This is a genomic window from Lamprobacter sp. (assembly GCF_034860625.1).
Taxonomy (GTDB): domain Bacteria; phylum Pseudomonadota; class Gammaproteobacteria; order Chromatiales; family Chromatiaceae; genus Lamprobacter.
In genome coordinates this window covers 107,714-130,339 of the sequence record NZ_JAYESN010000001.1, presented here as the reverse complement: position 1 = coordinate 130,339, position 22,626 = coordinate 107,714, and the positions used below count along the sequence as shown (strand labels likewise).

General features: G+C 61.5%; 20 protein-coding genes, 1 tRNA gene and 2 pseudogenes. 14 read left to right on the top strand and 9 right to left on the bottom strand.

All coding sequences use genetic code 11. The features are described 5' to 3' along the window. Positions 1 to 369 precede the first annotated feature (369 nt). From VBE63_RS00545 to VBE63_RS00525, 5 genes are all read right to left on the bottom strand, one after another. Positions 370 to 2,091 (bottom strand): sensor histidine kinase, encoded by a 1,722-nt coding sequence (locus VBE63_RS00545; protein ID WP_323681030.1) that lies wholly within the window; start codon positions 2,089 to 2,091, stop codon positions 370 to 372. A 515-nt stretch (positions 2,092 to 2,606) separates the two neighbouring features. After that, complete coding sequence (locus tag VBE63_RS00540; RefSeq protein ID WP_323681029.1) at positions 2,607 to 3,677, bottom strand: hypothetical protein; 1,071 nt, start codon at positions 3,675 to 3,677, stop codon at positions 2,607 to 2,609. Further along, positions 3,634 to 4,125 (bottom strand): hypothetical protein, encoded by a 492-nt coding sequence (locus VBE63_RS00535; protein WP_323681028.1) that lies wholly within the window; start codon positions 4,123 to 4,125, stop codon positions 3,634 to 3,636. Before VBE63_RS00535 ends, VBE63_RS00540 begins: the two co-directional genes overlap by 44 nt. A gap of 226 nt (positions 4,126 to 4,351) precedes the next feature. Next, positions 4,352 to 5,698 (bottom strand): sigma-54 dependent transcriptional regulator, encoded by a 1,347-nt coding sequence (locus tag VBE63_RS00530; RefSeq protein ID WP_323681027.1) that lies wholly within the window; start codon positions 5,696 to 5,698, stop codon positions 4,352 to 4,354. Positions 5,699 to 6,039: 341 nt separating this feature from the next. After that, entirely contained in the window at positions 6,040 to 6,186 is a 147-nt protein-coding gene (locus tag VBE63_RS00525; RefSeq protein WP_323681026.1) for a hypothetical protein, read from the bottom strand. Positions 6,187 to 6,387: 201 nt separating this feature from the next. Between VBE63_RS00525 and VBE63_RS00520 the strand changes: the two genes are divergently transcribed. The 4 genes from VBE63_RS00520 to VBE63_RS00505 all read left to right on the top strand — a co-directional run bounded on the left by VBE63_RS00520 (position 6,388) and on the right by VBE63_RS00505 (position 8,593). Beyond that, positions 6,388 to 7,584, top strand: a complete 1,197-nt coding sequence (locus tag VBE63_RS00520; protein WP_323681025.1) for an RtcB family protein — start codon at positions 6,388 to 6,390, stop codon at positions 7,582 to 7,584. Between the two features lie 18 nt (positions 7,585 to 7,602). Continuing rightward, on the top strand, positions 7,603 to 7,926 hold the full coding sequence (locus VBE63_RS00515) for a multidrug efflux SMR transporter (protein ID WP_323681038.1): 324 nt from the start codon (positions 7,603 to 7,605) through the stop codon (positions 7,924 to 7,926). Between the two features lie 168 nt (positions 7,927 to 8,094). Continuing rightward, the gene (locus VBE63_RS00510; RefSeq protein ID WP_323681024.1) at positions 8,095 to 8,328 is read left to right on the top strand and encodes a hypothetical protein; all 234 of its coding nucleotides are present in this window, start codon (positions 8,095 to 8,097) and stop codon (positions 8,326 to 8,328) included. A 19-nt stretch (positions 8,329 to 8,347) separates the two neighbouring features. After that, positions 8,348 to 8,593, top strand: coding sequence for an NERD domain-containing protein (locus VBE63_RS00505; protein WP_323681037.1), 246 nt, complete (start codon positions 8,348 to 8,350; stop codon positions 8,591 to 8,593). Positions 8,594 to 8,768: 175 nt separating this feature from the next. Here the strand turns inward: VBE63_RS00505 and gdhA are convergent, their stop codons facing one another. Beyond that, a complete protein-coding gene (gene gdhA, locus VBE63_RS00500) occupies positions 8,769 to 10,118 on the bottom strand; it encodes an NADP-specific glutamate dehydrogenase (protein WP_323681023.1) in 1,350 nt (449 codons plus the stop codon). A gap of 124 nt (positions 10,119 to 10,242) precedes the next feature. Between gdhA and trmB the strand changes: the two genes are divergently transcribed. Together trmB and VBE63_RS00490 are read left to right on the top strand one after the other, a co-directional pair. Further along, positions 10,243 to 10,950 (top strand): tRNA (guanosine(46)-N7)-methyltransferase TrmB, encoded by a 708-nt coding sequence (trmB, locus tag VBE63_RS00495; protein WP_323681022.1) that lies wholly within the window; start codon positions 10,243 to 10,245, stop codon positions 10,948 to 10,950. Between the two features lie 82 nt (positions 10,951 to 11,032). Beyond that, a pseudogene (locus tag VBE63_RS00490) lies at positions 11,033 to 11,446 on the top strand (ABC transporter permease); the annotation flags it as partial. 14 nt (positions 11,447 to 11,460) lie between these two features. Here VBE63_RS00490 and folK read toward each other — a convergent pair. Together folK and folB are read right to left on the bottom strand one after the other, a co-directional pair. After that, on the bottom strand, positions 11,461 to 12,111 hold the full coding sequence (gene folK / locus VBE63_RS00485; protein ID WP_323681021.1) for a 2-amino-4-hydroxy-6-hydroxymethyldihydropteridine diphosphokinase: 651 nt from the start codon (positions 12,109 to 12,111) through the stop codon (positions 11,461 to 11,463). 151 nt (positions 12,112 to 12,262) lie between these two features. Next, positions 12,263 to 12,604 (bottom strand): annotated as a pseudogene (gene folB, locus VBE63_RS00480) (dihydroneopterin aldolase); the annotation flags it as partial. A 246-nt stretch (positions 12,605 to 12,850) separates the two neighbouring features. On the opposite strand from folB, the gene plsY reads away from it, so the two are divergent. Continuing rightward, positions 12,851 to 13,531, top strand: a complete 681-nt coding sequence (gene plsY / locus VBE63_RS00475; RefSeq protein ID WP_323681020.1) for a glycerol-3-phosphate 1-O-acyltransferase PlsY — start codon at positions 12,851 to 12,853, stop codon at positions 13,529 to 13,531. 23 nt (positions 13,532 to 13,554) lie between these two features. Here plsY and tsaD read toward each other — a convergent pair whose 3' ends face one another. Continuing rightward, the gene (tsaD, locus tag VBE63_RS00470; protein WP_323681019.1) at positions 13,555 to 14,619 is read right to left on the bottom strand and encodes a tRNA (adenosine(37)-N6)-threonylcarbamoyltransferase complex transferase subunit TsaD; all 1,065 of its coding nucleotides are present in this window, start codon (positions 14,617 to 14,619) and stop codon (positions 13,555 to 13,557) included. A gap of 293 nt (positions 14,620 to 14,912) precedes the next feature. Here tsaD and rpsU point away from each other — a divergent pair, with 293 nt between their 5' ends. The 7 genes from rpsU to VBE63_RS00435 all read left to right on the top strand — a co-directional run bounded on the left by rpsU (position 14,913) and on the right by VBE63_RS00435 (position 22,569). Further along, positions 14,913 to 15,128, top strand: coding sequence for a 30S ribosomal protein S21 (gene rpsU / locus VBE63_RS00465; RefSeq protein WP_200249295.1), 216 nt, complete (start codon positions 14,913 to 14,915; stop codon positions 15,126 to 15,128). A 33-nt stretch (positions 15,129 to 15,161) separates the two neighbouring features. Next, entirely contained in the window at positions 15,162 to 15,605 is a 444-nt protein-coding gene (locus VBE63_RS00460; RefSeq protein WP_323681018.1) for a GatB/YqeY domain-containing protein, read from the top strand. A 57-nt stretch (positions 15,606 to 15,662) separates the two neighbouring features. Next, positions 15,663 to 17,384 (top strand): DNA primase, encoded by a 1,722-nt coding sequence (dnaG, locus tag VBE63_RS00455; RefSeq protein WP_323681017.1) that lies wholly within the window; start codon positions 15,663 to 15,665, stop codon positions 17,382 to 17,384. Positions 17,385 to 17,515: 131 nt separating this feature from the next. After that, positions 17,516 to 19,333: an RNA polymerase sigma factor RpoD gene (rpoD, locus tag VBE63_RS00450; RefSeq protein ID WP_323681016.1), complete on the top strand. Its 1,818-nt coding sequence runs from the start codon at positions 17,516 to 17,518 to the stop codon at positions 19,331 to 19,333. Positions 19,334 to 19,412: 79 nt separating this feature from the next. Next, positions 19,413 to 19,488 (top strand) — tRNA-Ile (locus tag VBE63_RS00445). 136 nt (positions 19,489 to 19,624) lie between these two features. After that, positions 19,625 to 20,374 (top strand): hypothetical protein, encoded by a 750-nt coding sequence (locus VBE63_RS00440; RefSeq protein WP_323681015.1) that lies wholly within the window; start codon positions 19,625 to 19,627, stop codon positions 20,372 to 20,374. A 614-nt stretch (positions 20,375 to 20,988) separates the two neighbouring features. Beyond that, the gene (locus VBE63_RS00435) at positions 20,989 to 22,569 is read left to right on the top strand and encodes an alkaline phosphatase (protein WP_323681014.1); all 1,581 of its coding nucleotides are present in this window, start codon (positions 20,989 to 20,991) and stop codon (positions 22,567 to 22,569) included. The last annotated feature ends 57 nt before the right edge of the window (positions 22,570 to 22,626 follow it).

Here is a 22,626-nt window from a genome sequence, read left to right as displayed (position 1 = left end):
ACGTACGGCCAACGTATCCGTCGGACTTCGTCGTAGCATTTCTCTTCGTCGATCAAGTCGTTGAGACGGCACATCGGAACAGCACGTGTTGAGTCAGACGCCTGACCTTAGCATGTCCTCAAAATCCACAATGAGCCAAACGGATTTGCGCAGCAATGCGCCGCTTCAGTCTGTTCCCAACCTGAACATTTGCTGACAGTAACGCTTAGCGTTCGGTCAGCGTTCCCCGATGCATCCTGACCGCACTCTTGTTGCTCTGCGGCGTGAATGGATGGGTGGCTTATGAGTCCGCCATCAACCTGGGGATATCGCGCGGGCAACGTGAACCAGCCGGACAACCTCGACACCGTCCATGATTTGACGGTGCCACTATTGAGTCCGTTGACTTCTTGAATCCGGCGTCGCGGGTAGCAGGAGGCTGACCCTAAACCGACCGGGTACCGGCTCATCAAGCCTGAGCTCGCCCTCGTGCGCGTTCAAGATGCGGCGCACAATCGCAAGCCCCAAGCCGGAGCCGTTGGCTTTGGTTGAACACCAGGGTTCGATCAGGCGCTCCAGCGGTTGCGTTTGGGGTTGCAGGCCATCGTTCGTAAGACTGAGACACCAGGTGTTTTCGCTGCGGGTCAAGGTTAGTTCTAACCGGCCCGCTAGCGGTAACGCCTCCCGGGCATTGGCGAGCAGATTGTCGAGCGCCCGCCGTAGCTGCTCCGGGTCGCCGATGATCCAAGCATCGGCAGGGATCTCAAGGGCGATTTGGGCGCCTTGCTGCGTTAAGAGACGCTCGTACAGCGGCCATGCCTCGTTGACCAGGCGTGCGAGGTCGACCGGCTCGCGCCGCTGCTGCCCGGGCCGGGCATAGGCGAGTAGGCCGCTGATGGTGCCGTTGGTATGCTGCACGGCCTGCATCACACGGTCGATCAGATCGCGGTGTGGCGCTGTCAACTCGGCCGCCTCCAACTGCAGACGTTGGAGCCCGAGGCCGATCGCATTTAGCGGATTGCGCATCTCATGTGCGATGGTGCTAGCTGCCCGCCCGAGACTTGCCTCTTCACGTTGGACCGAGAGGCGCCGCTCATAGGCACGCAACTCGCGCTCGTGGGCGTCTTGGACCTTCACCAACAGCCAGGTGCCGAGCGCCCCAGTCACCAAGAGAGTCAGCAGGAAGGCCGCGAAGGCCAGCCAGAGTTCGCTGCGCCGCTGCTGGAGTTCGATACCATCGAGCAGCAGAACAAGTTCGGCTCCGGCGACCGGCGTGCGAACCTCGGCAAGAATCCCACCACCGGTGGAATCGATAAGCTGAACCTGGGGTGGATCGATCTGCGCGTCGTCCTGCTGGCCGTGGATTGGCCGTGGCATGCCTTCGAGCCGAACGGCGCGCACCCGCGCGAGCTGCCTGACCGATTCAAGGGCTTGCTGAACACTGATCGCGGCGCGCAGCGCCTCCACGGCCGAACTCTCCAAGACAACCATGGCGCACCCCGGGCGTCCTTGTGGCCGTGGCACGCTGAATAGAACCCCCCCACCTTTCGAGAGTCGCCTGAGCTGCTCGAGCGGCAGGCACGACAGAGCGAGGTCTTGGTATCGATCCGGTGGACCCTGGACCCAAGGCCTAGCCCCATTAAGCCCCTTTCTCGGCATTGTCAGGCGGTCATCGTCATCAGGGCTCTGGCCGGAGGATGCGTCGAGCCGTCGATCAGGACGGCGTGACTCGATCTCTTCAGACGCACTGCGCAGGATGCGGATCATCGCAAGCCCAGATTCATCGGCGAAAGCGCTCAATTCCTCAGCGGTGAACGGCTCGATATCATCGAGATAGACCACAAAGCGCGCACTGTTACCTAATAAGGTGGTCAAGATCCGGTCGGTCGCCTCGCCTGCAAGGACCGCTCCCCGCGCATAGAGCCGCACCGCATCGGCGAGCAGTCGGGTATGCTCGGCCGCCGCGAGAACAAAGCGCTGCTCAGCGGCGCGCGTCTGCAGAAAGAAAGCCATGATCGTCAGCGCGATCAAGAAGCCGAAGACGAGCAGGTTGCCCAGCCAGGGCGATGGTGGTCGAAAAACGAACCGAGGGACCAAGGGCGGCTTTCCCAACTCAGCGCCCTCCTCGTCCGCTGTGGCCGCTGCCGGACGCGCCTCGACCGCCGCGCTGGCTGCCTTTGCTCAGGCGGCGACGAACCCCGGTACGATCAAGGCCGCTGGCTGCGCCGATTGGCTGAATCCGCGGACCAGCGCGAGATGTGGCTCTAGGCCAAATACGCACGGGCATTCCAGGCTGCCAGCTTGTCTGACTGGATTGACCGCTAAGCGGGATCCGCTCAGGACCAACCCCAGAGCTCTCGTCAGGCTCATCGTCGAACTCGATCATCAACGCGCCTGGCTGCACCTCCACCACAATGCCGAGCCGCGGCCCTTCGTCTGCCGAGGGGCCGTGCACACTGAGCAGACCGAGCAGCAAGATGAGCGCACCCTTCGATTGCAGCCCTGACCGGCGCCGACGGGCTCCCCGCGCGCAAATCCCTGGCTCCTCCATGCGCATTGAGTTCGTGCACTGCAGGCTGGACGGCGGATTGCCGAACACGAGGCAAGCCTCACGTCCCCATCGATCGCTAGAAACGACGCTGCCAGCCACACCTTGTGCTCCACTGCGTGAACGCCTCAACCTCGATCGTCGAACGGCTGTCGAGCAGATCAAGGCCGCAATACAGGGCACCGTCGGCGAGCCAGCGGTGCAGCGCGATCCCGAGCCAACGCTGGTGGTCGACACGCTCCATCGCCTGCGGGGCTTGCCAGTAGTCGCGTCGAGACAGACCCGTTTCGGCGGTTAAACGCCAGTTCGGGCTGGGGTCGAAGGTCAAAGCCAGCCGGACCGCCTGCTGGCGATAGCTGTCGAGCGCAATCGAACTCTCGCGCCAGCCACTGTCCAGGCCAAGCATGACGCTGAGCTTTCCCGCAGGGAACCAGGTGGTTTCGAGCGCAAGCAGGTCGAATCGGTCCTTGCGCTGCTGTGGACTGACGCGCTGCCGGCAGTCGCCTTGCATCGGGCTGCTATGATTCGCCGGAGCTTGGCTGCAACCGATGCCGTCGAGAGCGGCTCCGTGCTGGCCGCGGGCTGGCAGCTCGGGGCGTTGTCCCTGAAGGCTCAGGCCGATGCCGCCCGGCCGCCCAGCCCAGGGCAGGACCAAGTTGCGATAGTCGAGCCAGCGCCGCTCAGCGAAGAGCCCGAGGTCGAGCCTGGCGCTGAGCGGCCTGCGAGCCAAGATGCCTAGCGCGTTCTCGTTGCGCTCGTCGGCGGTGACGAGTTGGTCCCGATACCAGCCTGCCTCGGCCCAAAGGTCGATCTGGGTGATGCCGAGCATCTGCGATGACACCAGACCGATGTCCAAGCGATCGCTATCGTTCGGCCCAGCATAGTCACGCAACCAGGCATCGCCCTCCAGGCGCAAACCTCGGAGAAAGGGCAAGGGTTGCTCCACGCCCAGCGCAAGCGCGGCAAAGCCAAGGGCAGGTCCATCGCGGCTCTGCGCTGGGTTGCTGTCGAACCCCATGCTGAGCATGACTTCCAACTGCGGGCTCGTAATGGCATCAGCGCCGAGCGCCGGTAGCGCTACGGCGCAAAATAGCCAGGCGGCGCGGTTACCGAGGACCGGTGCAATCAGCGAGGCCCTGACCTTGGCCACCAGCCTGGCCTTGCCCCTGGCCGCCGCCTTGTCCGCCACGCCAGGACGGTTGATTGGTGATCGGATCGCGCAGCTCGACATAGGTGCCGTCCATCAAGGTGATCGCCGTTGCAATGGCCTTGGTGGTCTCGTCAGAGAAGCTGAGCCAGCAGATATCCACGGTGATGGATTCGCCAACCTGCGGCGGCACCAGCTCCAGCCTGTCCCAGTAGCCGATCGGACCCAAACCAAAGACGTTGACCGTTTCGACGCCAGTGTCGATCACATAGCCTTCGCCTGCAACAGCGGCACTGGCGACGGTACCGGTGATGATTTCACAGCTGGCCGTGCTGAGTTCGTGGATTGGGCCAGTCCCATTGCCGGGGCCTGCGCCTTGTCCAGCCAGCGCCAGCGTCGTGGTGCCGAGCGTGAGTGCGATGGCGGTAGCCATGATTGCCTGATGATGCATGGGTGATCTCCTCAAGGGTTGATTCAGGTGCGGCGTGGGGCCTCAACTTGATGCACGATGATAGCTTCGCCGCCCCGGTGCGCTACGTTGCGCATGGTGACTTCAAAGCAGAACCCATGCCAAGTTATTATTGTTATTCGATACAGGGAGATAGCGTTATGAGCGCCGGACTTTTGTCGACGCGAAGCGTCAGGCTCGACATTTTTGTCGAGTCGATCAGCAGCCGTTATCGCGTCGGACGCTGGAGCCCGAGTTTATTCATTTTGTAGCGCAGCACCCGCTCGCTGACCCCGAGTTCATTGGCCGCTTGTGTCTGAACCCAATCGGAGCGCTCGAGCGCGGCGCGCAGCAGCTCGCGCTCCATTGCGTCGAGTCGCTCCTGCAACGGGCCGGTCGCGCGCTTGCTGGGCTCGCGCACCTCTGGTGGTAGATCGGTTGGTCGTAGTACCGGCCCACGCGCGAGGGTCAGCATGCGCTGCAACAGATGCTCGAGCTCGCGGATGTTGCCGGGATAGTCGTACTTGATCAGCCGGTCGAGCGTTTCAGGCGCCAGGCGCGCCGAACGGCCACCGTGACGCGCGATGAAGTGCTCGATCAGCGCTGGAATGTCTTCCCGCCGCCGCCGCAGCGGTGGCAGTTCAAGCTCGAGCACATTGAGTCGAAAATACAGGTCTTCGCGAAAATGGCCAGCCGCGATCTCTGCGCGCAGGTCGCGGTTGGTCGCGGCAATGACGCGCCCGTCGACAGCGATGTCCTGCTCGCTGCCGACCCGGCTGATCCGCTTCTCCTGGAGGGCGCGCAGCAGCTTGGCCTGGAGCGGCAACACCAGCTCCCCCACCTCATCGAGGAACAGCACGCCACCGGCGGCCAGCTCGAACCGGCCTCGATGCTGTTTTGCAGCCCCTGTGAAGGCCCCTTTCTCGTGCCCGAAGAGCTCGCTCTCGAACAGGTTCTCCGGGATCGCGGCGCAATTCAGTTCCACGAAAGGCGCCTCAGCCCGCGGACTCAGGGCGTGGATCAGGCGAGCGATCACCTCCTTGCCGGTGCCGGTCTCGCCGTGGATCAGCACATTGAACTCGCTGCTGGCGATGCGTCGCGCCAGCGACAGGACATCGCGCATCGCCGGACTCTCGGCGATCAGATCAATCGGCAGCGGTGGCGCTACAGAGCCATCGCCCTGGGGCTGAAACACCGCATCGACATCCTGCTCGATGGCAAGATCTTGCTCGATGCGCTGTAGTCGATCGAGCAGCGCGCTGAGATCGATGGGCTTCTCCAGGAAATCGTCGGCGCCCAGCTTGAGGACCGAGACCGCTGTCTCAACGGACCCATAAGCGGTAATCATGATCGCACGCAGGTGCGGATTACGCGCCTTCATCCTGGCCAGTACCTCCTCACCGGAGAGGCCAGGCATGCGCTGGTCCAGCAGCACGATAGAGATGGGCTCATGCTCGAACAACGCCAGTGCCTGCTCGCCGTGCTCAGCCTGCAGCGTTTGATAGCCCTGGTTGCTGAGGAACCCGGCCAGCAGCTCACGCTGCATCGGCTCGTCATCAACGAGCAGGATCTTCATTGTTGACCCCCTGCAGGCTCAGACGCAGCTCGCGAAGACATCCCTGGCAGCCTGAGCCGCACTTCGAGCCCACCCATCGCTGCACGACCAAAGGTTATTCGGCCGCCATAGGCATCGATGACATCGGACAACCAACAGGTTTAGGGACAGGGTGCGGATGATTGGGGGCAAGGGAATCTCCAGGTTGTCGGTCGTCGGGGGTTGCCGCACGAGGTTGGCACTCGTCCATATGGGCCTCATCGATCGCGATCGATGACATCAACGTCTTCGCCGACACCCCGGCGCTAGACCATAAGCCATGAGTTTAAGGAATCTAGCAAAAACAACCTGAACATTTTGAGTCAGGATTGGATCTGTCGTGGCTTCAGCCGGTAGTTCCATTCGCCGTGGAAGTCGTCACGTTCGAGCGCGAGTTCTGCGAGCATTTTGCCAGTGCCCTTGACATCGGCAGGATAGTCCGTCTCAGCATGATCCCGTAACGGTGACATAGGTGCCGATCGGCAGGTTGAGCGTCTGCTCGACCGAACTGGCCCGTCCGGTTGCCGATGGCCCCGTAAACTGAACGAATCTCAATGTGGCCAATGCCGGGATCGATGGTTGAGCGAAGCATACTGTGTATCATCGGATTCAGTGCGCCAGAGGCCAAACTCGAAAAAGACATTGTCCAGAGCTAGAACACGAGCGAACACATGACCATCAAACAAGTCATCACCGAGGGCGAGAAGCCGGTCAAGGTCTGGACCGATGAGCTGGACCCGCGCTCGCGCCAGCAGCTGGTGAACCTCTCCAAGCTCCCGTTTATCCATCATCACGTCGCCGCAATGCCGGATGTGCATGCCGGCATCGGCGCCACTATCGGCAGCGTCATCGCCACTGATCGCGCCATCATCCCGGCGGCGGTCGGCGTCGATATCGGCTGCGGCATGGCCGCGGCGCGCACCTCGCTCACCGCCGACCAGCTCGACGAGAAGGTCTTGAAGACGATCTTCGATCAAATCAGCCGCGATGTCCCGGTCGGCCGCAACCAGCACAAAGATGAGCGTGCCCTCACCGAGGCCGCGCAGCCCTTCGCCGCGCCGCTCGCGATCCTGACCGAGAAGCACCCGCAGCTGCTCAAATCGGTTGGGCGCTTCTCCAACTGGGTCAATCAGCTCGGCACCCTGGGCGGAGGCAATCATTTCATCGAGGTCTGCCTGGATGAATCGAACCGGGTCTGGGTCATGCTGCATTCGGGCAGCCGGGGCATCGGCAATGCGATGGGCACCTACTTCATCGAGCTGGCCCGGCGCGACATGGAGCGCTGGATGATCCAGCTCCCCGACCGTGACCTCGCCTATCTGCCCGAGGGCACCGAGCATTTCGACGATTATGTAGCGGCCGTTTCCTGGGCGCAGGCCTACGCGCGCGAGAATCGTGATCAGATGATGCAGCTGGTGCTGGCCGCCCTCGCCCGCCATCTACCGGCGTTCAGCGTCACCGAGGAGGCGGTCAACTGCCATCACAACTATGTTGAGCGCGAGCACCATCTCGGCGCCAATGTTTGGGTCACCCGCAAAGGCGCGATCCGGGCACGCGAAGGCGATCTCGGGATCATCCCCGGCAGCATGGGCGCGCGCAGCTACATCGTGCGCGGCAAGGGCAACCCGGAGAGCTTCCACTCCTGCGCCCACGGCGCCGGTCGGCGCATGAGCCGGACCGCCGCCGAGAAGCAGTTCACGCCGGCAGACCTGGCCGAGCAGACCCAGGGCGTGGTCTGCCGCAAGGATAAGGGCGTGCTCGACGAGATCCCGGGTGCCTACAAGGACATCGACGCGGTGATGGCCAACCAGACCGACCTGGTCGAGGTGGTGCATACACTGAAGCAGGTGGTGTGCGTGAAAGGCTGATCCATGACACCGACCGAGATGGCCTGGATCGCACTGCTCATCGCCGGGATCTTCGAATGGGGCTGGCCAGTGGGGCTGAAGCTCGGGTTTTCCGAGCAGGGTCTGCGCTGGGGCTGGCTCAGCTTCAGTCTGGTCTCGATGCTCGGCAGCGGCACGCTACTGCTGATCGCCCAACGCACGATTCCGATGGGGACCGCTTATGCGGTCTGGACCGGCATCGGCGCGGTTGGCGCCTTTGTCATCGGGCTCTGGGTGTTCAGCGAACCGGCGACCCTGGCGCGGTTCTTCTTCGTCGGCTTGATCGTCGCTGGCATCGTCGGGCTGAAGCTGGCTTCGTCCTAAGCGGCTGCTGCACATTGCGGCTCATGCGCTGGGTCGACATCCGAAACCGGATCTCCTTGGGGTAGGCCCAGCAGCGCCGTGTCACCAACGCCGCGACGATGAATAGGCCCATCTGCCTGTTATCATCGAACCAAGAACGCCAACGACGGCTCCTGGCGTGCGATCGTCGTGTCCAACTCCGTCAAGCCGCGCATTGCATGGACAAGCTCTGGAAACAGATCACCCCCATCGGATTTCGCCTGGGAGCATGAGGCGCTCGCCTTTCTCAAGGCGCAGCTGCCCGATCACCAGCCCTACCGGGCCTGGGCCAACTTTGAATTTATCGCCCCGGGCGGTGCCACTAACGAGGTCGACGTCCTCGTCCTGACCCTTAAGAGACTGCCCTTCCTGGACAGTCTCTAAGGGTCTCTTTCTCGTCGAGATCAAGTCCCACCCCGGCGCGATCAGTGGCGACGCCGACACCTGGGTCTGGAGCCAGGAAGGGCGTCACCGCGTCTTCGACAACCCGTGCTTGCTCGCCGACCGCAAGGCCAAGAAGCTCAAGTCATTGCTCGAGGGCCAACGCTCGGCCCATGTTCGGAGCCATGCTGGGGGCCGACAGGGCAAGGAATGCATCTCTTTCATCGATACCCTCGTCTTCCTCTCCGCCGAGAACGTCGTCAATTAGCTGCAAGGCCCGGCGCGGCTGCAGGTCTGCACCCGCAAGAAGGCCAAAGTCGAGTGAGAAGTAACTGTTATTCTCGCTAAGGCATTGTTTCGTTTATTTTTAATCTGCGTCATCTGCGGTTTATAGGATCAACCCAGCCGGCCAGGCCGTTAAGGCGGCACTCGGATCTCAGCACTCAAATCAGCCCCATCGCCACCATCGCGCGGCCCACCTTCAGGAAACCGGCGATATTGGCGCCCACCACATAGTTGCCCGGCTGTCCGAACTGGTCGGCGGTCTCGAAGCAGGTGCCGTGGATGCTGGTCATGATCTCGCGCAAGCGGGCCTCGGTATAATCGAACGACCAGGAATCGCGGCTCGCATTCTGCTGCATTTCCAGGGCGCTGGTGGAGACCCCGCCAGCGTTTGCCGCCTTCCCGGGTCCGAAGGCGATACCGGCCTCGAAGAAGCGCTGGATGGCCTCGGGCGTGGTCGGCATGTTGGCGCCCTCGGCGACCGCGATGCAACCATTGGCCACCAGGGTGCGCGCATCCTTGTCGGTGAGCTCGTTCTGGGTCGCACAGGGCAGCGCGATCGCGCAGGGGATGTCCCAGATGGTCCCGTTCTCGGTATAGAGGCTGTCCGGCTTGCGCTCGGCATAGACCTTGATCCGACGCCGCTCGATCTCTTTGATCTCCTTGAGCAGCTCCAAGTCGATGCCGGTCTCGTCGAGGATCACACCGTTGGAGTCGGAACAGGCGATGACCTTGGCGCCGAGCTCTTGGAGCTTCTCGATGGCGTGGATGGCGACATTGCCGGAACCGGAGACGACGCAGGTCTTGCCGTCAAGTGACTCAGCGCGCACCTTCAGCATCTCTTCGAGGAAGAAGACCAACCCGTAGCCGGTGGCCTCAGTGCGCGCACGGCTGCCGCCCCAATCCAAGCCCTTGCCGGTCAGCACGCCCGATTCATAGCGGTTGGTGATGCGTTTGTATTGGCCGAACAGAAAGCCGATCTCGCGCTGTCCGACGCCGATATCCCCAGCCGGGACATCGGTGTTCTCGCCGAGATAGCGATACAGCTCGGTCATCAGGCTCTGGCAGAAACGCATGATCTCAGCGTCGGAATGGCCCTTGGGATCGAAGTCGCTGCCACCCTTGCCGCCTCCGATCGGCAAGCCGGTCAAGGCATTTTTGAAGATCTGCTCAAAGCCGAGAAACTTGATGATGCCAAGGTAGACCGAGGGATGAAACCGCATCCCGCCCTTATACGGCCCAAGCGCGCTGTTGAACTCGACGCGAAAGGCGCGGTTGATATGCACGCGGCCTTGGTCGTCTTGCCAAGGCACCCGGAAGATGATTTGGCGTTCAGGCTCGCAGATGCGCTGGATGATCTTGTGCTCAGCGAACTCTGGGTATTTCACCAACACCGGGCCCAGCGACTCGAGCACCTCGCGCATTGCTTGGTGGAACTCGGTCTCGCCCGGGTTGTGGTGCAGAACATCCTGATAAATGGGCTCAAGCTTTTCGTCCAGACTAACCGCCATAGGGTGATGCCTCTGAATATTGGTAGACTCTTTAAGCGCAGCAAACGCTAAGCCTAGCACTAGTGCCTTTGCCTGGACCAACAGCCAGCAATTCTCGAAGACCATGGTTCCGAGTCCCAAGCACATGCCCTTGAGTGAGACCACCAGCGCACCCTTGCGCCGCGAGATTCGTAGCTTCGTGCTGCGCGAGGGTCGATTGACGGCTGGCCAAGAGCGCGCCTTTCGCGAGCTCTGGCCACGCTTTGGCATCGACTGGCAGCCGGGCGAGGTGTTCGATCCACAGGCACTGTTTGCCACTGCGCGACCGATCACACTTGAGATCGGCTTCGGCGATGGCGAATCACTGGCGGCGATGGCGGCAGCCGCCCCGGAGCGCAACTTCATCGGTCTCGAGGTGCATCGCCCCGGTGTCGGTCATCTGCTGCTCAGGCTCGAGCAGCGGGATCTGACCAACCTGCGCGTACTGCGCACCGATGCCACGGCCCTGTTCGAGACCGGCCTGCCCAGCGCTAGCCTGGATAGGGTGCAGCTATTCTTCCCCGATCCTTGGCCGAAGAAGCGCCATCACAAGCGACGCATTCTGCAGCCTGGGTTTGTCGCCGCAGTGGCGCGCGTACTGCAACCCGGCGGCATCTTCCATCTGGCCACCGACTGGACGCCCTACGCCGACTGGATGCTGGCGATGCTCGACGATGCCTCAGAGTTGTTTGAGAACAGCGCCGGCCTTGGCCAGTTCAGCGTGCGACCGGCGCAACGGCCGATCACTAAGTTCGAGCGCCGGGGCCAACGCCTTGGGCATCAAGTCCATGACCTGATCTATCAGCGCCGCTGATGGCCGCGCTGAGGCTCGCGCGCCTGCGACCACGACGCACAGCCACGCTCGCTGATCCCCGCTCCCCGAGTGGCGCCGGCGCGTCGGCCTGCTGCTCGGCAACTCCATGAATGGCATCGCGGAATAGTATCGCGCTCGCGCTTGATGGGCTTAGCAGGCAAGCCTGGGAAGGCCGCAACCGGATCGAGGCGCGGCGGCTGCTCTGCGCGACCTGGAGCAAGGCGATCGCCGATATCCGCCACGACGCCCTAAGCTCTGGCCTGATCCCGATCACCAACGCCATGGCCACCGTTAGCATCGTCAGTCTGCCGGGTATGATGACCGGCCAAATCCTTGCCGGCAGCCCCCGATGGAGGCAGCCAAGTACCAACTGCTGATCCTGATCCTGATCACCGGCGGCACGGGGCTCGGCAGCATTGCCGCAGTCTCGATCGGCGCCCGACGGCTCTTCGATGGTCGCCACCGGCTGCGGCTCGAGCGGTTGCGTGCGATATGAGCACCGAGACCGGCTCAGGATGCGTCGAGATCCAAGTCAAATCGCCGCAGCGGCCAGCAATCCGTCACCGCCTCGCCGACTGAATCTCCCGGTGGGGCGACTATTGGAGCCATTATAGGCACGGCTACAGGAGCGGAAGCGGCTTGAGGCGGATCTAAGTGCTGGTCCCGCAGTCGCGCCTGAAGCTGGTGCCAGAGTTCCGCATAGCGGCGCCCATCGGTAGGGTGGCGCTCATCCGGTGCGACCTCGGCCAACGGCCCAAGGACGAACGCGTAGCGCAGGATCTCATCGCGGGGGATGAGATAGCCATCGATCACGCCCGTGCGATCGCCATAGGTCAGCAGATCTAGATCCAGCGTTCGCGGTGCGAAGCGCTCACCACCGCGCTTGCGGCCATGCTCGGCCTCGATCCGTCGCAGTAGGACCTGAATCTCACCTAGCGCCAGCGGGCTGTCGATGCCAGCGACCAGGTTCAGGAAGGGCTGACCATCGAAACCCTCCGCCTCGGTCTCATAAACCGCAGACAGGATCAGCGCACCAAAGGCCTGACGCAGTCCTTGAACTCCGCCGCGGATGGAGGTCTCGCGCGCGAGGTTGCTGCCCAAGCTGAGCCAACAGCGCCGCGATGTGCGCCGATCATCCAACGCCGTCCACCTGGCGATCATCGATGCCGTTGGGCCTCAGCACTCATTGGCCGAGGCGACGACTGCCAGCGCGCGCTTCCGCCGGTTCCGCGGCTGCCCGCGCAACCTCCAGCGTCTCTGAGCTATCGTTCGCAGCGTCGCAGTGAGCGCCCAAGGCTTCCGACGGAGTCTCGCGCTCGATAATCACCCCAACGCCATCGGCATCGGTCACTGCGCCAACCTTATTTAAGGTTAGCCGCACCCAGGGCACCGAGAACTCGGTCAGGATGAGCGCCGCGCAGCGCTCGGCTAGGGTCTCGACCAGCTCAAAACGAGACTCGCTGACAAATGCTTTGAGCCGTTTCGAGACGGCCTTGTAATCCAGCGCATCTGCAATGCTGTCGGTTGCGGCCGCGCGTCGCACGTCCGAGGCCATCTCGACATCAAGCACTACCGACTGCCGAATCGCCTTCTCCCAGTCATAGATGCCAATGACGGTATCGAGCCGCAGCCCCTTGATGAAAACGATATCCATGCCTTTCGCATCCTCTGTTGTTGCAAGCGCGCTGCTGCGCTGAACGGACCGCTGAACTGACGTTGACAGGCATTCTGGCGCCCTGGCCAGTATTTGCAACCCAACGCCGCCCTATTGAGAACGAGCTGCAGGTCCGCAAGACAAAGCGAACGGCCTTTAACCCGACCTAGTCTGCATCATCTGCGGTGTCGTTAGGCGCAAGGCAATGCTTGACCGCGCCATGCCAAACACGTCAAATGCCGCACCATGGACCTGCTGCTCTTATCCAATACCCTTTTGGTCATCGGCGCCTACCTACTCGGCTCGATCTCGAGCGCGATCATCGTCTGTACGCTGATGGGCCTGCCTGATCCGCGCACTCAGGGCTCGGGTAACCCCGGAGCGACCAATGTGCTGCGCATCGGCGGCCCCAAGGCTCGTAAGGCGGCGGCGATTACGCTCTTGGGCGACAGCCTCAAGGGCTTCCTGCCGATGTTCGCCACTCATCTGCTCAGCACCCTTGGATTGGTCGATTCGAGCGCCTGGCTCCTCGCGGCGGTTGCGCTCGCTGCCTTCTTCGGCCATCTCTACCCGGTGTTCTTTGGCTTCAAAGGCGGTAAAGGGGTGGCGACGGCACTTGGTGTCCAGTTCGGATTATTCCTGCCCATCGGCGCCGCCGTTGCCGCCATTTGGCTCTTCGTTGCCAAGGTGCTCAAGGTCTCGTCGGCATCGGCACTGGTATCCATGGCGGCGGCACCGATGCTAGTCTGGCTACTCTGGCCATTGCACTCCGACAACGGCAACGGCGTCTTGGTCGGCATGCAGACGCTGATGACACTGGTGCTGTTCTGGCGCCACCGCAGCAACATCCGCAACCTGATCTCCGGCACCGAAGTCCGCATCGGCGCCGACCAACCCGCCGGCGAGACCGACGCCGATCAGTCCTGATCATCGACCCGACGACCGAGGGCTCAACCGCCAGCCTCGAAGCGCTCTTGGCCCGAGAGCGCCGGTAGTTCGTCAATCGCCCAACGTGGCCGCGCACCAAAGGCCAAGGGCTCCTGCTGACCAGCCACCAAGCGCTCATGACCCGCCAAAGCAATCATGGCGCCATTATCGGTGCAGAACTCAGCCCGCGGATAGAACACAGCAACCCCGCGCGCCCTCATCTGCTCGTCCATGCGCGTCCGCAGCCGCCGATTAGCGCTGACCCCGCCGGCCATGATCAAACGCTCGGCCCCTACCGCCTCAACCGCTCGCCGGCACTTGATCAGCAGGGTCTCGACCACAGCCTCTTCAAAAGCACGCGCGATATCGGCCCGCGCCTGTTCGATATCCTCGCGCTCTACCTGCACCTGCTGCCAGGCATTAAGCGCAAAGGTCTTGAGTCCACTGAAACTGAAATCCAGCCCCGGGCGATCGGTCATCGGTCGCGGGAAACGATAGCGTCTTGGGTCACCCTGCTCGGCAAGACGCGCCAGCGCAGGGCCGCCAGGATATGGGAGGCCGAGGATCTTCGCGGTCTTATCAAACGCCTCGCCGGCGGCATCATCGACTGACTCGCCAAGGATGCGGTAGCGCCCGATAGCCTGCACGTCGACTAGCTGCGTGTGCCCGCCGGAGACCAGCAGTGCCACAAAGGGGAATGCCGGCGCGGGCTTTTCCAGCAGCGGGGCCAGCAGATGCCCCTCCATGTGATGAACGGCAATTGCCGGTACCCCCCAAGCCCAGGCCAAACTGCGCCCAAGCGCGGCACCGACCAACAGCGCGCCGACCAGTCCAGGCCCGGCGGTATAGGCGACCCCCTCAACATCGGCGGCCGCCACGTCCGCCTCATCCAAGAGCTGTTCGATCAGCGGCAGGAGCTTGCGAATATGATCACGCGAGGCCAATTCCGGCACCACCCCGCCATATTCCGCGTGTAGCTCGATTTGGCTATAGACCGCGTGCGCGCGCAGGCCCGCACCGCCAGGTCCGCCGTCATAGAGTGCGACACCCGTCTCGTCGCAGGAGGTCTCGATCCCAAGCACAAGCATCGGCCTCAGCTCCCATGCGCTCGCGTGGCAGCCCCAAGAGGCAACCCAGAGGAGCGCGCTCCGATGTCGCCAGAACCGACCCGATGGCTAACGCCATGGACGCCCGCTATCAAGAGCGTTTGCGTGATTTTAGGTTGCGTCATAAGGCATTCACCGGCTAGACTGGCGGATTAACTGAGTTTACCTGATGGTTGTGTCCTACCGCTGGCATCTGCTGCTTGGCAGACCTTGTGCCCGGCAGCTGGACGCAAGCAGCCTGATCCCATCCATTGGACTTAGCAACGGGAGTCTACATGCCCAGCGTCCGCGTTAAAGATAACGAACCCTTCGAGGTGGCCCTGCGTCGCTTCAAACGCTCCTGCGAAAAGGCCGGCGTCCTCGCCGAAGTCCGTCGGCGCGAGTTCTACGAAAAGCCGACCAGTGAGCGCAAGCGCAAGAAGGCAGCGGCCGTGAAGCGCCATCACAAGAAGTTGTCTCGCGAAGCGCGGCGCTGGGAACGGACCTACTAAATAGACCTAGGATCTAGCAAGGGCCAACGCCCGATGTTAAAAGAGCGTCTACAAGCCGATATGAAGGCGGCGATGAAGGCGGGCAATAAGCCCCGCCTTGGCGTCATCCGGCTGATCAATGCGGCCATCAAGCAGCGCGAGGTCGATGAGCGCATCGCCCTTGACGACACGCAGGTGCTCGCCGTGCTCGACAAGATGCTCAAGCAGCGTCGAGACTCGGTGTCGCAATATGCAGAGGCCGGCCGCGAGGATCTCGCCGAGCAGGAACGCTTCGAAATCCGTATCTGCCAAGAGTATATGCCCGCAGCACTCAGCGAAGCCGAGATTGATGCCTTGATTGCAACCGCCATCACCAACACTGGCGCGGTCAGCATAAAGGATATGGGCAAGGTGATGGGCGTCCTCAAGCCACAGATCCAAGGCCGGGCTGACATGGCCGCTATCAGCGCGACGATCAAGGCAAAGCTCGCAGGCTAGCTTGCAGGCTGGGGTATCGCTTAAGCGATCGCCGCGCCTGCCTCAGGCGTGGAGACGATGGCCGGCAAGTTTCCTTCAGATTTTCGGGAACGACTCCTAGATCGCGTCGAGATTGCCGACATTGTCGGTGCTCGCGTGCGACTCAAGAAGGCTGGCGGACTCCTCAAAGGCCTGTGCCCTTTTCACAACGAGAAGACACCCTCGTTCGTCGTCACGCCAAGCCGTCAGACCTATCACTGCTTCGGCTGCGGCGCTCATGGGAATGCCATCGACTTCCTGATCGAGCACGATCGGCTCGAGTTTCGCGAGGCGATCGAAGAGCTCGCTCAGCAGGCTGGCCTCGAGCTGCCTGATGAGCTCAACACTGCACCCGCTGGCCCCGACCCTAAGCCGCTCTATCAGATTCTCGAGCAGGCCGCGGTCCTGTTCAGACGCCAACTGCGCGAGCATCCGCAGGCACATCGCGCTACTGACTATCTGCGCGGCCGCGGACTGAGCGCCGAGATCGCCGCTCGTTTCGGGCTCGGCTACGCGCCTCCGGGCTGGGACTTTCTGCTCCAGCAGCTCGGTTTGCGCCCTGAGACCTCAGCCCTCTTGGAGCGAGCCGGACTGATCATCGAGCGCGATGGGCGCCGTTACGATCGCTTTCGCGACCGCGTCATGTTCCCGATCCGCGACCGCCGCGGCCGGGTCATCGGCTTCGGTGGCCGCATCCTCGACGATGGTGAGCCGAAATATCTGAACTCGCCCGAAAGCCAGGTCTTCCACAAAGGCCGTGAGCTTTATGGTCTGTTCGAGGCGCAACAAGCCAGCCGGCAGCAACCGCGCCTGCTGGTGGTCGAGGGCTACATGGACGTGATTGCCCAAGCACAGTTCGGCGTTCCCTATGCGGTCGCCACACTTGGCACAGCCACCACCCCCGAGCATCTGACGCGGCTCCTGCGCAGCGCCCCAGAGCTGGTCTTCTGCTTCGACGGCGACCGTGCCGGCCGCGCCGCCGCCTGGAAAGCGCTCGAAACCGCACTGCCGCAGGCCAGTGGCCAGACGCCGATCCGCTTCCTGTTCCTGCCCGACGGCGAGGACCCGGACAGTCTGATCCGGCAGGAAGGCAAGGCCGCCTTCGAGCAGCGGATCGAGCGAGCAACGCTCTTGTCTGACTTCTTGTTCCAGCAGCTGCAGACCGAGCGCGACCTGAACAGCGACGAAGGCCGCGCCAGCCTTGATGCCGCCGCCCGGCCTTTGCTCAGCGCCGTGCCCGCGGGCACCTTCCGCGACCTGCTCGAACGCCGGCTCGCCAAGCTCACCGGCGTTCCTAGCATGGCCCGCCGGCGCAGCGGCACTCGCCGTGGCGCTGTGCAGACACCAACACCGCTCAACCCGATGCGACGCGCCATTGCGCTACTGCTCGATGACCCGAAGCTCGCCCCGTACGCGCTGGCTGAGCCAAGCGACTGGCGCGAGATCGATAGCCCCGGTGTGCGGTTGCTCGCTGAGCTGCTCGAGACGATCAGCGAGCACCCGGAGCTCTCAGCGGCCGCCCTCTGCGAGCATTGGCGAGACACTGAGCAGGGCAGAATTATTTCGAGACTCTCGAATTCTGCGCTACTCGCCCATATCCCCCAAGAAGGCAGGGCTGAAGAGCTCATCGGCGCGATCAGACGCTTGAACCGTGATGGACAGTCGCTGTTACGCCAGCGCCTCTTGTCGAAAGCAAGCACCGAAGGCCTCACGAGTGAGGAGCGCGAACAACTGCTACGCAGCAACAAGCTGTCTGGCTAGTCCAGACGGCAGATCTCAAACTTGAAAGATTAACTTCCCTCTGATATACTGGTGTGTTGCTTGAAGGCGCCCTGTCACTTACCGCCTCAGGCTTCCGCTCTACCTCTCGACTTCGCCGTACGGGTATCTGCATGGACCAAGAAAAGCAGCAGTCGTCTCAGCTCAAGCAGCTGATCGCAAAAGGCAAAGAACAGGGGTTCTTGACCTACACCGAGGTCAATGACCACCTGCCGCCTGGCATTGTCGAGGCGGAGCAGATCGAAGACATCGTGCGTATGATCAACGACATGGGCATCACTGTCCATGAAAGCGCACCCGCCGAGATTGACGAGCTGAGCAACGACTCCGCCGTCGCCGACGACGAAGCCGCCGAGGCTGCCGCTGCTGCATTGGCCTCGGTCGACAGCGAATTCGGACGCACCACCGACCCGGTGCGCATGTACATGCGCGAGATGGGCACCGTCGAGCTGTTGACGCGCGAGGGCGAGCTGCGGATTGCCAAGCGGATCGAAGAAGGGCTCAACCAAGTATTGGCCGCGCTCTCGGTCTACCCGCGCACCGTCCAGGAGCTGCTGGATCTGTTCGAGAAGGCCGAGCAGGGTGAGATGCGCCTCACTGAGATCATCAACGGCTTTCGCGAAGACGACGACCTCGTTCCCGAACCGACCATCAAGAACAGCAGCTCCTCAGAAGACGATGAGGGCACGGATGATGAAGATGAAGCCGTCGACACGGGTCCAGACCCGGAAGAGGTCGCGCGCCGCGTTGGCGAGCTGCGCAACCATTACCAGCTGTTCTCAGAACGGCTCGAACAGTACGGCCGTGATCACTCCGAGACGCAAGCCGCGCTTGCGCAGGTCTCAGAGGATTTCCTCCAGTTCAAGCTGGTTGCCGGCATCTTTAACCGCTTGGTCGAGATGCTGCGCGAGACGATCGAGCGCATTCGCTCGCAGGAGCGCCAGATCATGGGCCTCTGCGTCGATGGCGCTGGGATGCCACGCAAGGTCTTCATCGACTCCTTCCCAGAGAACGAGACCAATCTCGACTGGATCGACAGCCAGATGTCTAATAGCGCCGCCTGGGGCAAGCGTCTGGCCGATGTCGAAAACGATGTACGCCGCGCTCAGCGTCGGCTGCAAGAGCTTGAGCGGACGAATCTGCTGACGATCGGCGAGATCAAAGAGACCAATCGCAAGATGTCGATTGGCGAGGCCAAGGCCCGCCGCGCTAAGAAGGAGATGGTCGAGGCCAACCTGCGCCTGGTGATCTCGATCGCGAAAAAGTACACCAATCGCGGCCTGCAATTCTTGGATCTGATCCAAGAGGGCAACATCGGCCTGATGAAAGCGGTTGACAAGTTCGAATACCGCCGCGGCTACAAGTTCTCGACCTATGCGACTTGGTGGATTCGCCAGGCCATCACCCGCTCGATCGCCGACCAGGCGCGCACCATCCGCATCCCGGTGCACATGATCGAGACCATCAACAAGCTGAACCGGATCAGCCGCCAGATGGTGCAGGAGATGGGCCGCGAGGCGACACCGGAAGAGCTGGCCGAGCGCATGGAGATGCCGGAAGACAAGGTGCGCAAGGTGCTCAAGATCGCCAAAGAGCCGATCTCGATGGAGACGCCCATCGGTGACGACGAAGACAGCCATCTCGGCGACTTCATCGAAGACGCTGCGGTCATCTCGCCGGTCGACTCGGCCACCTCGGAAGGTCTGCGCGAGGCCACCCAGAACATGCTCGCCAGCCTCACCTCACGCGAGGCCAAGGTGCTACGCATGCGCTTTGGCATCGATATGAACACCGACCACACCCTCGAAGAGGTCGGTAAGCAATTCGACGTCACCCGCGAGCGCATCCGCCAAATCGAGGCCAAAGCGCTGCGCAAGCTGCGCCATCCTACTCGCTCCGAAAAGCTGCGCAGCTTCCTTGACGCCGACTAATCATGAGCGATTGGCTTACCTCGCCAACTGCGCAGGGAGGCGCCCTGCGGCAACCCCCCAAGTTGCCGCAACCAACCCCGGGCCGTTAGCTCAGCGGTTAGAGCAGGGGACTCATAATCCCTTGGTCCTAGGTTCAAATCCTAGACGGCCCACCATCTTGACCGCTGTCACTGCTTTTAGCTGGGGCACCCTCAAGAAAATTCACCCCAGGCCGTTATCCTAGAGATTATCTACTGGAACCGTAGTGGAAGGTTTCAGACAGTAACATAAGCGCTTGGAAGCTATCGAAATATGGCTGTTGTCAATACAAACGTTGCATCTCTCATCGCTCAAAGGAATTTCAGCAAAAGCAGTCAGGCAACTTCCATGGATCGCCTGTCGTTGGGAATGCGAATCAACAGCGCTAAGGATGACGCAGCTGGCCAAGCCATCGCTAACCGCTTGACCGCCCAGGTCAGAGGCTTGGCACAGTCGCAAAGCAATGCCAACGACGGGATCTCGCTGGCCCAGACGGCTGAGGGCGCGCTCGACCAGATCAACGACAACGTGCAGCGCATCCGCGAGCTGACTGTCCAAGCCAAAAACGACACCAACAACCGAGATGATCTGAGATCGATCCAGGGCGAGATCACTCAACACCTCACCGAGATCGACCGCATCTCTGCAGATACTGACTTCAACGGCACCAAAGTCCTCGCTAGGGATACCACCCTAGCCATTCAGGTTGGTCCTGAAGACGGTCAGCAGATACCGATCGATCTGCCAAAGATCAATACAAAGACCTTGGACCACGCAAACTTCAGTGTGGCCGGCTTTCTTGAAGTGAACACTGATCAGCTTCAGAGCATCTTTGGTGCTGAACTGCAGACCACCATCTTTGAGCAAGCGGTTGGCTGCGGCACCGTCAACTACAGCGTTGATGCTGCAAGTGGTGCAGTCACAAATGAAGCCGGCAACATCATGAATGTCGCCACGAATGGCACACTGACTGAAGATGCTTCAGAAACTCTTTTCCCGATTACCGCTAGTGCTTCGCTGTGAAAATCCTGATACCAGATGCCCAATCAAGCCGCGAGCGGCTTGATGGGTTGGTCGGTATCAGGATTTGCACAGTGATGCACTAGAGTGTCAACACAAAAAACCAGCGTCATGCAAAAAAATCGCTGAGGTGATCCGTGCATCAAGGTCTCGCTTAGAGCTGTCAATGGCATGATCCAGAGCAAGGCAAAGTCCAGACCTCCCAGAATCGTAGAAAACCCACCCAGCTTTTTGGACAGCTGACCACTGAGCGGCTGCTCTAAGCCGGCGCTTCGCCGAGCCGGTCGATCTCGATTACATTTGGTCGCTGACTCCATCAATGAATGCTGCCGGCGCAAACGCTGAGACGTTGTCAAAAAACCCTCATCAATTCTTAAATAAGCGGTCACCTAAGCGGCATAACCCCTGGCTATAGTGCGCTCGACCGACTTGTCAGCACGGCTTGAAACGCACTGTCTCCAAGGGACAGGCACCTCACGAATCGGCTGGCATTCGGCTTCAGGCGTTAGAGCAGCGACGAGTCGTCGGTCTGCTCCGTGCCGCCCTAGCATCCTTCGCGGACACGCAAGCGCCCGGCAATCCTGCCATCGCAAGTCATCATGAGGTTATGCAGTATTATGAACCGACGTTCTTTCTTTGCCCGTTGTCTCGGCGCCGTCCTTGCCCTGTCGCTTGGTGCACTTCTGCCCGCCGCTGCATGGGCAAATCCGGCTGGATCTTCTTATCTTCCCTATTTTTTTAGCCCAGCGCCCAAGTATGTCTTCTTCTTCCTTGGGGATGGTATGTCCGCGTCGCAGATACAGGCTACCGAGGCGTATTTGACTACTATCAATGGCGGCTCAGCCCGGGTTGCCGAGGATCTGCTAAGGCCTGAAAATCGGCTGAACATGTCAAAAATGCCCGTCAACGGCATGCAAACCACTTTTGATGCCTTTGCCCTGATGACCGACTCCGCCTCCTCGGCAACGGCCTTTGGCGCGGGCATCAAGACCAAAAGTGGTGTCATCGGCATGGACGAGAACCTGATACGTAGCGTCAAGAGTGTCGCCGAACTGGCGCACGAGCGCGGCATGAAGGTCGGCGTTCTCTCTAGCGTACCGCTGAATCACGCTACTCCAGCCGCCTATTACGCGAGCGTGACCAGCCGTGGCCTGTATAACAACATCGGTGCTCAAATGGCCGAAAGTGGTTACGAATTCTTTGGTGGCGCCGGACTGCTAGCGGCAACCGGCCCAGCGCGTGATGGCGATACCGAGCATAATCTCTGGGATCTGCTTGGTGCTCATGGCTACGAGCTACGCAATGATCGGGAATCCATTCTGGCGCTGAAGGAGAATCCGCGCGACAAAGTCGTCGCGATCAACCCGATGCTCGCGGGCAGCGAGTCCATGCCCTATGCCATCGACCGTCCAGAAGGTAACTTGTCGCTGGCGGAGATGACCGAGGTCGCAATTGCAAACCTGTTGGGAACCCGCGGCCCTGGAAGGAACCCTGGCTTTTTCATCATGGTTGAAGGCGGCAAGATCGACTGGGCCGGCCATGCCAACGATGCCATGGCGAACATCGGCGATATCCTCGATTTCGATGCCGCAGTCGGCAAGGCGCTGGAGTTTTACAACCAGCATCCGCACGAGACGCTCATCATTGTGACCGGCGACCATGAAACCGGCGGCATGACCATCGGCCACGCCACGACCGGTTATACCGCTTACTATGATCGACTCCTGGGTCAGTCGAACAGCTATGAGTACTTCCAGAATGTCCACTGGGCCGCGCACAAGGAAGCCCTTGAAAGCGGCTATGACTGGACTCGACCCGATAACCTCGCCAGCACCCCGGAGATGGTTGCGCTGATCGAACAGCAATTCGGCCTGGTCTGGGGCGAGCTGAACGAGTATCAGCAGCAAAAGCTCGAGGACGCTTATGACATGTCGATGGTTGGCGAAAACCGCAATAGCTCGGCGGAAAACAGCTTCCTCTACGGTGGCTACGAGCCCATTGTCGTCACTCTGACTCACGTTCTTAACGAGGAAGCGAGCATCGGCTGGACTTCTTATGCCCACACCGGCGTGCCGGTTCCTGTCTTCGCACAAGGTCGAACGGCTTCAGCGTTCGCCGGCTTCTATGACAACACCGACATCGCTAAACAGCTCGCGCGCGTTATGCGCTTGCCGGAAATGCCAGTCTATCGCGACTGAAAACCTGCCGGAAATCTTCACTGAAGCGCGGCCTTAGCGCTGCGTGCGGGCGATGTC

Bases quoted from the DNA above. Each gene is read 5' to 3' on its own strand.
- VBE63_RS00535 (WP_323681028.1), bottom strand. From the start codon at position 4,125: ATGCATCATCAGGCAATCATGGCTACCGCCATCGCACTCACGCTCGGC.
- VBE63_RS00530 (WP_323681027.1), bottom strand. From the start codon at position 5,698: ATGAAGATCCTGCTCGTTGATGACGAGCCGATGCAGCGTGAGCTGCTG.
- VBE63_RS00525 (WP_323681026.1), bottom strand. From the start codon at position 6,186: ATGTCACCGTTACGGGATCATGCTGAGACGGACTATCCTGCCGATGTC.
- VBE63_RS00520 (WP_323681025.1), top strand. From the start codon at position 6,388: ATGACCATCAAACAAGTCATCACCGAGGGCGAGAAGCCGGTCAAGGTC.
- VBE63_RS00515 (WP_323681038.1), top strand. From the start codon at position 7,603: ATGGCCTGGATCGCACTGCTCATCGCCGGGATCTTCGAATGGGGCTGG.
- gdhA (WP_323681023.1), bottom strand. From the start codon at position 10,118: ATGGCGGTTAGTCTGGACGAAAAGCTTGAGCCCATTTATCAGGATGTT.
- trmB (WP_323681022.1), top strand. From the start codon at position 10,243: ATGCCCTTGAGTGAGACCACCAGCGCACCCTTGCGCCGCGAGATTCGT.
- folK (WP_323681021.1), bottom strand. From the start codon at position 12,111: ATGATCGCCAGGTGGACGGCGTTGGATGATCGGCGCACATCGCGGCGC.
- plsY (WP_323681020.1), top strand. From the start codon at position 12,851: ATGGACCTGCTGCTCTTATCCAATACCCTTTTGGTCATCGGCGCCTAC.
- tsaD (WP_323681019.1), bottom strand. From the start codon at position 14,619: ATGCTTGTGCTTGGGATCGAGACCTCCTGCGACGAGACGGGTGTCGCA.
- rpsU (WP_200249295.1), top strand. From the start codon at position 14,913: ATGCCCAGCGTCCGCGTTAAAGATAACGAACCCTTCGAGGTGGCCCTG.
- VBE63_RS00460 (WP_323681018.1), top strand. From the start codon at position 15,162: ATGTTAAAAGAGCGTCTACAAGCCGATATGAAGGCGGCGATGAAGGCG.
- dnaG (WP_323681017.1), top strand. From the start codon at position 15,663: ATGGCCGGCAAGTTTCCTTCAGATTTTCGGGAACGACTCCTAGATCGC.
- rpoD (WP_323681016.1), top strand. From the start codon at position 17,516: ATGGACCAAGAAAAGCAGCAGTCGTCTCAGCTCAAGCAGCTGATCGCA.
- VBE63_RS00440 (WP_323681015.1), top strand. From the start codon at position 19,625: ATGGCTGTTGTCAATACAAACGTTGCATCTCTCATCGCTCAAAGGAAT.
- VBE63_RS00435 (WP_323681014.1), top strand. From the start codon at position 20,989: ATGAACCGACGTTCTTTCTTTGCCCGTTGTCTCGGCGCCGTCCTTGCC.